General features: G+C 66.3%; 15 protein-coding genes. All 15 read left to right on the top strand.

Annotated elements, in window-relative coordinates:
• Nucleotides 1–22: 22 nt before the first annotated feature.
• The 15 genes from G020_RS0105500 (at nucleotide 23) to G020_RS0105430 (ending at nucleotide 13,170) form a co-directional block, all read left to right on the top strand.
• Complete coding sequence (locus G020_RS0105500; RefSeq protein ID WP_024328907.1) at nucleotides 23–1,108, top strand: flagellar hook-length control protein FliK; 1,086 nt, start codon at nucleotides 23–25, stop codon at nucleotides 1,106–1,108.
• A 210-nt stretch (nucleotides 1,109–1,318) separates the two neighbouring features.
• A complete protein-coding gene (gene fliL, locus G020_RS0105495; RefSeq protein WP_024328906.1) occupies nucleotides 1,319–1,798 on the top strand; it encodes a flagellar basal body-associated protein FliL in 480 nt (159 codons plus the stop codon).
• 10 nt (nucleotides 1,799–1,808) lie between these two features.
• Nucleotides 1,809–2,786: a flagellar motor switch protein FliM gene (gene fliM / locus G020_RS0105490; RefSeq protein ID WP_024328905.1), complete on the top strand. Its 978-nt coding sequence runs from the start codon at nucleotides 1,809–1,811 to the stop codon at nucleotides 2,784–2,786.
• Between the two features lie 16 nt (nucleotides 2,787–2,802).
• Nucleotides 2,803–3,396: a flagellar motor switch protein FliN gene (gene fliN / locus G020_RS0105485; RefSeq protein WP_019570011.1), complete on the top strand. Its 594-nt coding sequence runs from the start codon at nucleotides 2,803–2,805 to the stop codon at nucleotides 3,394–3,396.
• Nucleotides 3,397–3,398: 2 nt separating this feature from the next.
• A complete protein-coding gene (gene fliO / locus G020_RS0105480) occupies nucleotides 3,399–3,833 on the top strand; it encodes a flagellar biosynthetic protein FliO (RefSeq protein ID WP_019570010.1) in 435 nt (144 codons plus the stop codon).
• Nucleotides 3,830–4,585 carry a flagellar type III secretion system pore protein FliP gene (gene fliP / locus G020_RS0105475; RefSeq protein ID WP_051130321.1) on the top strand — a complete coding sequence of 252 codons (756 nt, stop codon included), beginning with the start codon at nucleotides 3,830–3,832 and terminating at the stop codon, nucleotides 4,583–4,585. The genes fliO and fliP overlap by 4 nt, the downstream gene beginning before the upstream one ends.
• Nucleotides 4,586–4,594: 9 nt before the next feature.
• Nucleotides 4,595–4,864 (top strand): flagellar biosynthesis protein FliQ, encoded by a 270-nt coding sequence (fliQ, locus tag G020_RS0105470; RefSeq protein WP_018869480.1) that lies wholly within the window; start codon nucleotides 4,595–4,597, stop codon nucleotides 4,862–4,864.
• Between the two features lie 29 nt (nucleotides 4,865–4,893).
• Nucleotides 4,894–5,646, top strand: a complete 753-nt coding sequence (gene fliR / locus G020_RS0105465) for a flagellar biosynthetic protein FliR (RefSeq protein ID WP_369772470.1) — start codon at nucleotides 4,894–4,896, stop codon at nucleotides 5,644–5,646.
• Nucleotide 5,647: 1 nt separating this feature from the next.
• Nucleotides 5,648–6,808, top strand: a complete 1,161-nt coding sequence (flhB, locus tag G020_RS0105460; protein WP_024328903.1) for a flagellar biosynthesis protein FlhB — start codon at nucleotides 5,648–5,650, stop codon at nucleotides 6,806–6,808.
• On the top strand, nucleotides 6,805–8,904 hold the full coding sequence (flhA, locus tag G020_RS0105455; protein ID WP_024328902.1) for a flagellar biosynthesis protein FlhA: 2,100 nt from the start codon (nucleotides 6,805–6,807) through the stop codon (nucleotides 8,902–8,904). Before flhB ends, flhA begins: the two co-directional genes overlap by 4 nt.
• A gap of 55 nt (nucleotides 8,905–8,959) precedes the next feature.
• Entirely contained in the window at nucleotides 8,960–10,366 is a 1,407-nt protein-coding gene (gene flhF, locus G020_RS0105450) for a flagellar biosynthesis protein FlhF (RefSeq protein ID WP_081647391.1), read from the top strand.
• Nucleotides 10,350–11,174 (top strand): MinD/ParA family protein, encoded by an 825-nt coding sequence (locus tag G020_RS0105445; protein WP_029681221.1) that lies wholly within the window; start codon nucleotides 10,350–10,352, stop codon nucleotides 11,172–11,174. Before flhF ends, G020_RS0105445 begins: the two co-directional genes overlap by 17 nt.
• Nucleotides 11,171–11,932, top strand: coding sequence for an RNA polymerase sigma factor FliA (locus G020_RS0105440; protein WP_018945948.1), 762 nt, complete (start codon nucleotides 11,171–11,173; stop codon nucleotides 11,930–11,932). The genes G020_RS0105445 and G020_RS0105440 overlap by 4 nt, the downstream gene beginning before the upstream one ends.
• Nucleotides 11,933–11,971: 39 nt before the next feature.
• Complete coding sequence (locus G020_RS0105435; protein WP_018945949.1) at nucleotides 11,972–12,352, top strand: chemotaxis response regulator CheY; 381 nt, start codon at nucleotides 11,972–11,974, stop codon at nucleotides 12,350–12,352.
• Between the two features lie 35 nt (nucleotides 12,353–12,387).
• Nucleotides 12,388–13,170 (top strand): protein phosphatase CheZ, encoded by a 783-nt coding sequence (locus G020_RS0105430; protein ID WP_018945950.1) that lies wholly within the window; start codon nucleotides 12,388–12,390, stop codon nucleotides 13,168–13,170.
• Nucleotides 13,171–13,202: the final 32 nt, after the last annotated feature.

The raw sequence follows: 13,202 nt of genomic DNA, 5'->3' as shown, positions 1-13,202 counted from the left end.
GCGCAACAGGCGAGGACGGGACATGATCGCAGCACAGGCATCGGGACAGGGGCTGGGAGCGCTGGCGCAGCTGCTCGACGGCGGCGAGGGTATGGATCGGCTCAAGGAATTGAAAGACAAGGGAAAAGGCGGGGAAGACGGTTTCCTGAAGGCACTCCGCCCGCAGCTGGAAGCGATGCTGGGCGCGCTCGGGGTGGATGATTCCGAGCTGGCCGAGCTGGATCTGGAAGGACTGATCCAGCGGTTCCAGGATCTCCTGCAGGGGCAGGATCTGACCGCTGTGGACGGCATGCAATTGCCGCCCGGCTGGCTCACCGGCGAGGAAAGTGACGGAGAGATCGACGGCCGCGAGCTGCGCAGTCTGCTGGAAGACGGGCCCGAGTCCGGAGCGGCGGGCGACGGCATCCCGGTTTCCCTGATGCGCCTGTTCCTGCAGGCCGGCCCGGAAGGGCAGAACCCGGGGTCGCGGCTGCAGGAACTTGCTCCGGGGGCGCTGACCGGCGGTGGCTCGCGTGAAGGGACCACCGAGGTCCTGGCCCAGTGGCTGACGCAGGCCTCGGAATCGGCGCGCAGCGGCCGTGAGAATGCGCAGGCACTGGCCCAGCCGGCGACCCAGGCCTCCGATGCCGAGGGCGCGCGGGGCGGCGGGATGCGGCTGGATCTGACCCGTCTGCTGCAGACTTCGGGCGATCGCCAGCTTGCGGAGCAGATCCAGATGATGGCGCAGGCCCGTGGCGGGCGCACCGAGATGAAACTGCATCCGCCTCAGCTGGGGGTCCTGGATGTGCGGGTCAGCATGGAGGGGGATCGTGCCAGCGTACAGTTCTTCAGTACCAACCCCGTGACCCGCGAGGTGCTGGAAGCGGCAATGCCGCGCCTGCGTGACAGTCTGGCCGACAGCGGGCTCGAGCTCGCCGATGCCTCGGTGTCGGATGAACCGCCGGAGGATTCCGCGGATACCGAGATGGCCGGCGACGGTTACGGCGGCGGGGATGAGCCCGGTGTCGCCACGGGTGCGGATGGCGAAGGGAGCGATGAAGAAGAAGGCCCCGTCGCCCCCGGCAGCACCCTTTCCTTCCTCAACCGTCGGGTGGACCTCTTTGCCTGAGGCCCGTTCCGGCAGACCGCCCGCCAGAATTTCGACGCGTCGCTCGGACGAACAACCGGTTCGTTGACGCATGAATCGGGCGGCGCCTTGACCCCGCGGGGTATCTTTTCCACTGAAAAGACCACAACCTGCTGTTTCTAAAATAATCTTTGTTCATGGCACCGCGCTTGCTTGGGTTCGGGCAGCGAATCCACGCAACGCGGGTGTGTCATGGCGGAGAAGGAAGTCGAACTCGAGAACAAGGGGGGCGGCGGCAAGAAATGGATGATCATCATCCTCCTGGTCGTCGCCGTTCTGCTCGCCGGCGGCGGAGGCGCGGCCGCCTGGTTTCTGCTGTCTCAGGAGGCTGACGAAACGGCGGAAGATCTGCCGCCCGAGCGCCACTATTCATCGCTCGATCCCATGACGGTGAACATCGATGCCCCGGGAAGCGTGCAGTTCCTGCGCGTGCAGATCGGTCTGGTGTCCACCGACCCGGCGGTCCTGGAAGCCGTGGAGGATCATCTTCCCGTAGTCCGCAACGACATCCTCGGCGTCCTCTCGGATCAGGAATATACCGAGCTGAACACGCGGGAAGGCAAGGAAGCGCTGGCGGAGGACCTGACGGCCACCGTCCGTGTGATCCTGGAGTCGCGCGAAGCGCCCTTCGATCTGGAGCGCGTGGTGTTCACCGAACTGGTCATGCAGTAAGGCGCGCGTCATGGCACAGCAAACCGACATCCTGAGCCAGGACGAGATCGACGCGCTGCTGCACGGCGTCGATGCCGGTGACGTCGAGACCGAGGAGGAAGAGTTCCCCAGCGACGGTCAGGCGCGCGAATTCAACTTTGCTACCCAGGACCGGATCGTGCGCGGGCGCATGCCCACGCTCGAGATGATCAACGAGCGCTTTGCCCGGCATCTGCGCGTGCGGCTGTTCAACATGCTGCGGCGTTCGGCCGAGATCTCGGTCAGCGGCACCCGGCTGACCAAGTTTTCCGAGTACATGCACTCGCTGTTCGTGCCCACCAGCCTGAACCTGGTGCGCGCGCATCCACTGCATGGCACCGGACTGTTCGTGTTCGATCCCAAGCTGGTGTTCATCCTGGTGGACAACTTCTTCGGCGGCGACGGGCGCTTCTACACCCGCATCGAGGGCCGTGACTTCACCCCGATGGAAATGCGGGTGGTGCACAGCATCCTCGAGGGCGCGTTCGAGGACATGACCAAGGCCTGGGAGCCGGTCATGGACATCGACTTCGAGTTCCTCAACTCCGAGGTCAATCCCCAGTTCGCGAACATCGTGAGCCCCACCGAGATCGTGGTGATCAACGAATTCCACATCGAGCTGGATGGCGGCGGCGGCAATCTCCACGTGACGCTGCCGTATTCGATGATCGAACCGATCCGCGAGCAGCTGGATACCGGTATCCAGTCGGATCGCTCCGATGTCGATCAGCGCTGGATGAACGCCCTGCGGGAAGAGGTTCAGGACGCGGACGTGGAGATCGCCTCGGTGCTCACCGAGGCGGAGGTCACCGTGCAGGAGCTGCTGGACATCAAGCCGGGCGACATCATTCCGGTGGACATCCCCGAAGAAGTCACTCTGAAGGTCGAGGACATCCCGCTGCTGCGCGGCAAGTTCGGGGTTTCGAATGGCCAGAACGCGATCAAGATCACCGGTCGCGTACAACGATAGGCAAGAGGACAGGACGATGGCAGACGACGACAAGCGTCCGGATCAGGAAACCGAACAGGGCGACGGCGAGGAGTCGGTGGATCAGGATGCCCTGGCCGATGAATGGGCTGCGGCCCTGGCGGAGCAGGATGACAGCTCCGGGGGCGAGGCGGAGGACCCCGACGCGCTGCTGGCCCAGGCGCAGTCCAATTCGCACGAGAGCGATGCGGCCAACGCCGCCTCCACTGGCACCGGCGGCCGCAGCAAGGCGGCTGCCGGGGGCGAGCGGGAACGCAAGCACAAGCCGGATCCGAATGCGCAGCCGCTGGAACCGGATGAACTCACCGATTCCGGGGGCGGCGAAGAAGAAGACGTGAATCTGGACATGGTGCTGGACGTGCCGGTGACCATCTCCATGGAGATCGGCCGCACCCGCATCCCGATTCGTAATCTGCTCCAGCTCAACCAGGGTTCGGTGGTGGAACTGGAACGCCTGGCCGGGGAGCCGCTTGACGTGCTGGTCAACGGGACCCTGATCGCGCACGGCGAGGTCGTGGTGGTGAACGAGAAATTCGGGATCCGCCTGACCGACGTGATCAGCCCCAGCGAACGCATCCGGAAGCTGAAATAGTCATGTGCTCGCGTGTTCTTTCCGGATCGCTCTGGCTGCTGGCGTGGCTGCCGGCCGGCGCCCTGGCCGACGAGGACGGCGGCGCAATGAACGCCGCAGCCTACCTGACGCAGCTGATTGGCGGGCTGATGATCGTGATCGTGGCGATCGTGGTGCTGGCCTGGGTGCTCCGGCGCACCCAGGGGAGCGTGGGCCACGGTCGGCAGATGATCGATGTCCAGTCGGTCCGCTCGGTGGGTGCCCGTGAACGGCTGATGCTGGTTCGCGTGGGTGATGAACAGGTGCTGATCGGCGTGGCGCCCTCGGGGATCCGTACGCTGCACACCATGGAGACGCCGGTCGAGGTGCCCGCCGGCGGCGAAGGCCCCGACTTTTCCGGCGTGCTGAAGCGCGCGGTACGTTCGCGCCGCGCCAGCGGGGGAGGACAGGAGTCGTGAGTCTGCGGAGCTTTTTGCCCTGGCTGCTGCCGGGGTTGTGGCTGCTGCCCGGCCTGGCGGGCGCTCAGGTGGGGCAGGGCATCGAGGCGGTGACCATCACCACGGACGAGGACGGCGGCGAGACCTGGTCGGTGACCCTGCAGATCCTCGTGCTGATGACGCTGCTGACCCTGCTGCCGGCAGCGCTGATCATGATGACCGCCTTCACCCGGATCCTGATCGTGCTGGCGATCCTGCGCCAGGGCCTGGGCACGTCCCAGACACCGTCCAACCAGATCCTGATCGGCCTGGCGTTCTTTCTCACGCTGTTCGTGATGGCGCCGGTGTTCGAAGAGATCCACGAGGTGGCGGTGGAGCCCTACCTGGCCGAGGAGATCGGCACCGAAGAGGCCCTGGAAACGGGTATCCAGCCGCTGCGGGGTTTCATGCTGGAGCAGACCCGCGAAAGCGATCTGCGCATGTTCGCGGAGATCAATGGCATCGACGGCTTCGAGGATCCCGACGACATCCCGCTGTCGCTGCTGGTGCCGTCGTTCGTGACCAGTGAGCTGAAGACGGCGTTCCAGATCGGCTTCCTGATCCTGATCCCGTTCCTGATCATCGACCTGGTGGTGGCCTCGGTGCTGATGTCGATGGGCATGGTGATGCTGTCGCCGCTGATCATCTCGCTGCCGTTCAAGGTGATGCTGTTCGTGCTGGTGGACGGCTGGGCCCTGCTGATGAACACGCTGGCAACCAGCTTTTTTGTTTAGGAGAGGCGGATGACACCCGAAACGGTCGTGGATATCGGGCGCGAGACGCTGATGGTGGTGGTGCTGCTGGCGGCGCCGCCGCTGCTGACGGCGCTGGCCGTGGGCCTGGCGATCGGCATGCTGCAGGCGGCGACCCAGATCCAGGAAATGACCCTGTCGTTCATTCCCAAGCTGCTGGCCATGTTCGCCGCGTTGCTGATCAGTGGGCACTGGATGCTGTCGCTGGTGATCGAGTTTACCGAGCGCCTGTACGAGAACGCGCCGGGGATGGTGGGCTAGGGGGCCTCGTGGAGATCAGCACCGACCAGATGCTGGTGTGGGTGGCCGCCGTGATGTGGCCGCTGGCCCGGATTGGCGCGATGCTGGTGGTCATGCCGATCTTTGGCGGCGACCAGCTGAACGCGCGCATGCGCATGGGTCTGGCGCTGGTGCTGGCGGTGGTGGTGGCGATGCAGGAGCCTGCCCTGCCCGAGGTGGATCCGATCAGCCTGGAGGGGGCGATCGTGACCCTCCATCAGGTCCTGATCGGTCTGACCATGGGTTTCATCCTGCAGCTGGTGTTCTCCGCAATGACGCAGGCGGGGGAGGTAGTGGCCCTGTCGATGGGGCTGGGCTTCGCCTCGGTCATGGATCCGGCGCAGGGCGTTCAGGTACCGGTGATCTCCACGGTTTTCGTGACCATGGCGACCCTGATCTTTCTCGCCCTGAACGGCCATCTGATCCTGTTCGAAATGCTGCTGGCGAGCTTCGAGACCATGCCGGTTGCGCCGTCCGGACTGGATGCGGAGGCCTTCATGCAGGTGGCGCTGTTCGGCCAGACGATGTTTGCCGGGGCGGTGCTGGTGGCGCTGCCCGCGGTCGCCTCGCTGCTGGTGGTGAACATCTCCATGGGAGTGATCACACGGGCCTCGCCTCAGCTCAACATCTTCGCCGTCGGCTTCCCGATGATGATCCTGATGGGCTTCGTTCTCCTGCTGCTGATCCTGCCCGGGCTGCCCGAGCGCGTGGGCGAGCTGGCCATGGAAGGTTTCGGACTGATGCAGGTCCTGCTGGGGTTCTGACATGGCCGAGAACGAGAACGGACAGGAAAAAACCGAAGAGCCGACCCAGAAACGGCTCCGCGAGGCGCGCGAAAAGGGTCAGGTCCCGCGCTCGCGGGAGCTGTCGACCTTTCTGGTGCTGATCACCGCCGGCATCTTCATGCTGTTCTTCGGGCCTACCCTGGGCGGGCAGCTGGCCAACCAGACCCGGGCGCGCCTGGATTTCGAGCCGGAGCTGGCCCATGACCCGGATCTGCTGCTGCCGTACCTGGCCGATCAGATCTTTCAGACGCTGATGGCGCTGCTGCCATTGTTCGGGATCCTGATGGTGGCGGCGGTGATGGCGCCCATCCTGATCGGCGGCGCCAATTTCTCCTGGCAGGCGGCGGCGCCCAAGGCGTCGAAGCTGAACCCGATCAAGGGCCTGCAGCGGATCTTTTCCTGGCAGGGGCTGATGGAGTTCGGCAAGACCCTCGCCAAGTTCACGCTGGTCGGCACGGTCGCGCTGCTGACCTTGTGGACGTTCTCCGACCGTCTGCTGGGACTGGGCTACGAGCCACTGCACCAGGGCGTGTCGCATGCGGCCCAGATCGCGCTCGGCACCTTCATCGCGGTGTCGGCGGCGCTGATCATCGTGGCGGCGATCGACGCGCCGTTCCAGATGTGGAATCACCAGAAGCAGCTGCGGATGACGCGGCAGGAGCTCAAGGACGAGTACAAGGAGACCGACGGCAAGCCCGAGGTGAAGCAGAAGATCCGCCAGCAACAGCAGGAAATGGCCCAGCGCCGGATGATGGAAGAGGTGCCGAAGGCCGACGTGGTGATCACCAACCCCACGCACTATGCCGTGGCGATCGTCTACGAGGCCTCGAAGATGTCGGCGCCGAAGGTGGTGGCCAAGGGCGTCGACGAGGTCGCGGCGAATATCCGCGAGATCGCCGACGAGCACGAGATCATCCGGGTCGAGGCGCCGAAGGTGGCGCGCGCGCTCTATTTCACCACCGATCTCGACCGCGAGATTCCCGACGGGCTGTTCGTGGCCGTGGCGCGCATCCTCGCCTACGTTTACCAGCTCAAGCGGGCCGACCAGGGCGTGGACATGCCGGACGACCTGCCGGTGCCGGACGAATATCTCGATCCCCACCAGGGACGCCACGGCCGGCGCCGGGAGGATGACGCATGAGCTTCCTCGATCGCCTGAGCGGCATGGGCCGCTGGGGGCTGGGCGCCCCGCTGCTGCTGATCGCGATGCTGTCGATGATGGTGCTGCCGCTGCCGCCGGTGGCGCTGGACGTGCTGTTCACCTTCAACATCGCGCTGTCGCTGGTGGTGATCATGGTCGCGGTGTACACCCCGCGGCCGCTGGAATTCGCGGTGTTTCCCACGGTGCTTCTGGTGGCAACCCTGCTGCGTCTGGCGCTGAACATCGCCTCCACCCGGGTGATCCTGCTGGAAGGGCATACCGGAACGGACGCGGCCGGGCAGGTCATCCAGGCCTTCGGCGACTTCGTGGTCGGCGGCAACTACGCGGTCGGCCTGGTGGTGTTCGCGATCCTGATCATCATCAACTTCGTGGTGGTAACCAAGGGTGCGGGGCGCGTGTCCGAGGTCAGCGCCCGCTTTACCCTGGATTCGATGCCGGGCAAGCAGATGGCGATCGATGCCGACCTCAATGCGGGCCTTCTGACCCAGGAAGAGGCGCGCCGACGGCGTGACGAGATCGCCCAGGAGGCCGACTTCTACGGTTCCATGGACGGGGCCTCGAAGTTCGTGCGCGGGGACGCCATCGCCGGGATTTTGATCCTGTTCGTGAACATCATCGGCGGACTCACCATCGGCGCCCTGCAGCACGGGATGTCCATCGGCGATGCCGCCACCAACTATGTCCTGCTGACCATCGGTGACGGCCTGGTGGCGCAGATCCCGTCGCTGGTGCTGTCCTCGGCCACGGCCATCATCGTGACCCGCGTATCCACCACTCAGGACATGGGCCAGCAGGTCATCGGCCAGATGTTCTCCAACCCGCGCGTGATGTACGTCGTGGGTGGGGTGATCGCGTCGCTGGGCATGGTGCCGGGGATGCCCAATGCGGTGTTCCTGGGCCTGGCTTCGCTGGTCGCCGGCGGCGGTTACCTGATGTCGCGCCGGCGGCACGAGGAGGCAGCCGAGGTGGAGCGTCTGCCGGAGGCCGAGCAGGAACCCTCGCCGGAGAACCGCGAGCTGTCGTGGGAAGACGTGCCGCCGGTGGACCTGGTGGCGCTGGAGGTGGGTTACCGCCTGATTCCGCTGGTGGACCGGACCCAGGACGGCCAGCTGATGGGGCGGATCAAGGGCGTACGCCGCAAGCTGTCGCAGGAGCTGGGTTTCCTTCTGCAGCCGGTGCATATCCGCGACAACCTCGAATTGAGCCCGAACACCTACCGTATCGCCCTGTTGGGCGTGACCGTCGCCGAGGCGGAGGTGTTCCCGGACAAGGAGCTGGCGATCAATCCGGGCGAGGTCTTCGGCGAGGTGCCGGGCACGCCGACCAAGGACCCGACGTTCAACCTGGATGCCCTGTGGATCGACCCCGAGAACCGCGAACAGGCGCAGGGGGCCGGCTACACCGTGGTGGACGTGTCCACGGTGATCGCGACCCATCTGTCGCAGGTGTTCCGCGAAAACGCGCACCGGCTGATCGGCCACGAGGAGGCCCAGCACCTGCTGGACCAGCTGGCGCAGCGTTCGCCCAAGCTGGTGGAAAACCTGGTGCCGAAGACGCTGTCGCTGAGCGTGATCCTGAAGGTGCTGCAGAACCTGCTGGCCGAGCAGGTCTCCATCCGCGATCTGCGCACGATCGCCGAAACCCTGGCAGAGGAGGGTGCCAAGAGTCAGGATCCCGGCACTTTGACCGCCGCGGTGCGGGTCGCGCTGTCGCGCTCCATCGTCCAGGACCTGGTGGGACCGGAGGAGGAGCTGCCCCTGATCGCCCTCGACCCTTCGTTGGAACAGCTTTTGCATAAGTCTCTGCAGGGCAGCAATGGCGACACCGTCGGACTGGAGCCGGGCCTGGCCGAACGCCTGCAACGATCGGTGGGCGAGGCCGCCCAGCGCCAGGAGGCGGCGGGACAGCCGGCGGTGCTGGTGGTGGCCCCGGAAATCCGCTCCTGGATCGCCGGGTGGCTGCGGGGCGCGGTGCGCAACCTGACCGTGCTCGCATTCACCGAGATCCCGGACAACCGGCGGATCCGGGTGGTGGCCACGGTGGGACAGGATGAAGCAGACAAGAAGTCGGCGTGATGTGCGAACGGGCATGGCCTGAAGCACCAGTCAACGATCGGCGGGAGAGCGAACGATGAATGTCAGACGATACCGGGCACGGGACATGCGCGACGCGATGCGCCAGGTCCGCGAGGAGCAGGGCGAGGACGCCGTGATCCTGTCCAGCCGCCGGGTCGACGGCTGGCTGGAGGTGGTCGCGGCCCTCGATGGCGGCGAGGCGCCCGCCGGAACGGCGGAGGGTGACGGCCGGGGTGCCCCGCGGCAGGACGACGCCGGTAGCGGGGCACGCTCCGCCCGGGAATCAGCGCGACAGGGTGTGCGCGATGAATCGGCCCCGCGCGGTGAGCACCCCCGCGCGCCGGAGCCCGCAGCGGCTTCCGCCGGCGGGGGGTCGGGTGCCGGGTCCCGGCAGCGACCGGCCCCGCAGTGGCCCACCGACCCCGAGGTGTCCGCGATGCGTCAGGAACTGCGGGATCTGCGCAGTCTGCTGACGCGGCAGTACGAAGAGAACGAGCAGGCCCGCTGGGCGGCACGGCATCCACTGGCGGCCGAATGCAAGGCGCGGCTGATGGATCTGGGCTTCCGCGAGCCGCTGGCGCGCAGCCTGGCCGGCAGCATCCTCGACGATCACACCTCGGAGGAGGCATGGGAGCGCCTGCGGGCGCGCCTGTCTGGTGCCATCGTGACCGCGCGCGCCTCCATCCTCGACGAGGGCGGGGTGCTCGCGCTGGAGGGACCGACGGGGGTCGGCAAGACCACCACCATTGCGCGGATTGCACTGCGCCAGATCCGCCGCATGGGGCCGGATTCGGTCACCCTGGTCACCATGGACGCCCAGCGCATCGGCGCGACGCGGCAGTTGCAGGCCTTCGGCCAGATGGCGGGAACCGCGGTGCGTGTGGTGGAAACCGAGGCCGAGCTGCGCGAGATGGCGCGTCGTTCGGCGGGCAGTGGGCACCTGATCCTGGTGGATACCGCCGGGCAGTCCCCCCGAACCGCTCCGCGGGAACCCCTGCTGACGGACATGCCTGCGGACGTGCGCGCGGAGACCTGGCTGGTGATCGCGGCCACCACCCAGGGCATGGCCCTGCGGCGGGTGCTGGAGGCATTCGCCCCCACGGAACCCTCGGCCCTGGTGCTGACCAAGCTGGACGAGGCGGAACAGCTGGGGGAGGTGCTTTCGGTACTGCTGGACCAGCCGCTGGGTGTCGCGTTCATGAGCGACGGCCAGCGTATCGCCGAGGATTTCCATCGCGTGGACACTGGCCACCTGACGCGCCTGGCGCTGCAGGAAGAGCCCGAACACGGCGAGGCCGACGCCTGGGTCGACGAGGCGATGCAGGCCTGGCGGCGGCGCGAGGCCTCGGAGCGCGAGGCCCGGCGGCCCCGATCCGAAGATGAACCCGCCGCGGGCGAGGAGCCCGCGCCGCTCGAAATGATTCAACCGGTGCTGAAGGGACATCATGTCACACAACACTAAGCCCCTGAAGGTCGTCGCGGTGGCCTCGGGCAAGGGCGGGGTCGGCAAGACCAATGTCTCGGTCAACCTGTCGGTCGGACTGGCCCGACTGGGACGCGAGGTCATGCTGTTCGATGCCGACCTGGGGCTCGCGAACGTCGATGTGCTGCTGGGCCTGCGTCCGCAGCGGACGCTGCACGACCTGGTGACCGGGGACGTCGAGGATCTGGAAGACGTGATCATCGAGGGCCCGGAGGGAATCCGCGTGGTGCCTTCCGCGTCCGGGATCGCGACCATGGCCAACCTGAGCCGGCCGGAACATCACGGCCTGATCCAGGCCTTCAGCATGTATACGCGGCCGCTGGACGTGCTGGTGGTCGACACCGCCGCCGGGCTGCAGGAGTCGGTAACCAGTTTCTGTCAGGCCGTGCAGGAGACCCTGGTGGTGGTCACCGACGAGCCGGCATCGATGACCGACGCCTATGCGCTGATCAAGGTCCTGCATCGGGATCATGGCGTGAGCCGGTTCCGCGTGGTCGCGAACATGGTGCAGGGCCGTGCCGGGGCGGAACGCGTGATGCAGAAGCTGCAGGCGGTTTGTTCCACCTATCTGCCGGAGGTCATACTGGATCTGGTGGGCGTGATTCCGCTGGATGATGCCCTGCGCCAGGCGGTGCAGAAACGGGCGCCGGTGGTGCAGCAGTCCCCGGGCAGCCCGGCGGGACGGGCGTTCCTCGAGCTCGCGCGCAAGGTCGACGGCTGGCCGGTGGCCCGCGGCGCCAGCGGGGGGGTTGGATTCTTCGTCGAGAGGATGCTGCAAAGCGCATGAACACGCCAAAGAACAGACTTTCGGGATACGCCCGGGCGGGGACCGGGGGACCGGATCAGCTGGTCGCGGACCACGTCGAGCTGGTGAATCGGATCGCCCATCACCTGATGGCCCGGCTGCCGGCCTCGGTGCAGGTGGATGACCTGGTGCAGGCAGGCATGGTGGGGCTGATCGAGGCCGCGCGGCAGTTCGAAGGCGGCCAGGGGGCGACCTTCGCCACCTACGCCGGGATCCGCATCCGCGGGGCGATGATCGACGAGCTGCGTCGCAGCGACTGGACGCCGCGCTCGGTGCACCGCAACAGCCGGCGGATCTCCGAGGCGATGCAGACGGTGGAGGCCCGCGAGGGCCGCGCCGCTCGCGCTCCGGAGATCGCCGAGGAGCTGGGCGTCCCGGTGGAAACCTACTACCAGATGCTGGATGATCATGCCGGTGCCCATCTGTTCGCGCTGGACGAGGTGGGCGGCCCGGAGGGCGAGGCGGATCGCGTGCTGGAAGGGCAGGAGCAGTCCCCGTCGCGGCGCATCGAGGCCGGGGAGTTCCGCGAGGAACTGGCCGGCGCACTGGGCGATCTGCCCGAGCGCGAACGACTGGTGCTCAACCTGTACTACACCGAAGAACTCAACCTGCGCGAGATCGGTGCGGTGCTGGACGTGACCGAATCGCGCGTCAGCCAGATCCGCAGCCAGGCGGTGCACCGTCTGCGGGCGCGTCTGGGCTCGTGGCTCGAAGACGTCGAGTCCCTGCAGATATTCTAAGGTTCAAACACATTCCCGGAGCGAACTGTGGACAAGGGTATGAAAATCCTGATCGTGGACGACTTCTCCACGATGCGGCGCATCATCAAGAATCTCCTGCGGGATCTTGGCTTCAACAACACCATGGAGGCCGACGACGGGAGCACCGCCCTGCCGATGCTGCAGAACGGCGACTTCGATTTTCTGATCACCGACTGGAACATGCCCAACATGCCGGGCATCGACCTCCTGCGCGAGGTGCGCAAGGACGAGCGGCTGAAATCGTTGCCGGTGCTGATGGTCACGGCCGAAGCCAAGCGCGATCAGATCGTGGAGGCGGCAGAGGCCGGCGTGAACGGTTACATTGTGAAGCCCTTCACGGCCGAGACGCTCAAGGAGAAGATCGAAAAGATCTTCGAACGTATTGAAGCTCAAGGCTGAATACCGCGACCGGCTGACACGGCAAGAGAGACCCGATGACCGAACAAGAGAATGCCTCCGGGGAAGACCGGCTCGCGCTGGCGCGGGAGCTGGTGGGCGCTCTGGAAGGCGGTGACGAGGAGGCTTCGCGCCGCCTGATCCAGGAGCTCGCGCGGCCTTACGAGCGCGAACTGTTCGACGAACTGGGCAAACTGACCCGCGAACTGCACGAGGCCCTGGAGAGCTTCCGGGGCGATTCGCGTCTGGTCGAGCTGGCGCAGGACGAGATTCCGGATGCACGCGAGCGTCTGAGTTACGTGGTGACCCAGACCGAACAGGCCACGCACGAAACCCTGAATGCGGTGGAATCGTCCCTGCCGATTGCCGAGGCGTTCGCCGGGCGTGCCGCGGAACTCACCGAGAAATGGACCCGGTTCCGCAACCGCGAACTGTCGGTGGAGGAATTCCGCGAGTTCGCGCGCGAACTCGATGCGTTTTTCGAACAGACCGGCAAGGACACCGAAGAACTGCGCCGGTTGCTGTCGCAGGTCCTGATGGCACAGAGCTACCAGGATCTCACCGGGCAGGTGATCCGGCGGGTCATCCGTCTGGTCACGGACCTGGAGGAAAGCCTGGTCTCGCTGATCCGCCTGTCTTCCGGGCGCCTGGAGAAGGATGCCCGGGCGGCGGCCGAACAGGCCCCGGAGGCGGAAGAAACCGCACGCGAGGAGGACCGCCGCGGGCATGGACCCGCGGTGCCCCACACTCAAGATTCCGGCACGGATGTCGTTCAAGGACAGGACGAGGTGGACGATCTGCTGTCGAGCCTGGGGTTCTAGGGTCCGTCCCGGGATCCCCTTGCACCGGCAGC

This window comes from Thioalkalivibrio sp. ALR17-21, assembly GCF_000420185.1.
In the GTDB taxonomy this organism is placed as follows: domain Bacteria; phylum Pseudomonadota; class Gammaproteobacteria; order Ectothiorhodospirales; family Ectothiorhodospiraceae; genus Thioalkalivibrio; species Thioalkalivibrio halophilus.
This window is presented reverse-complemented; position numbering and strand designations above follow the sequence as displayed.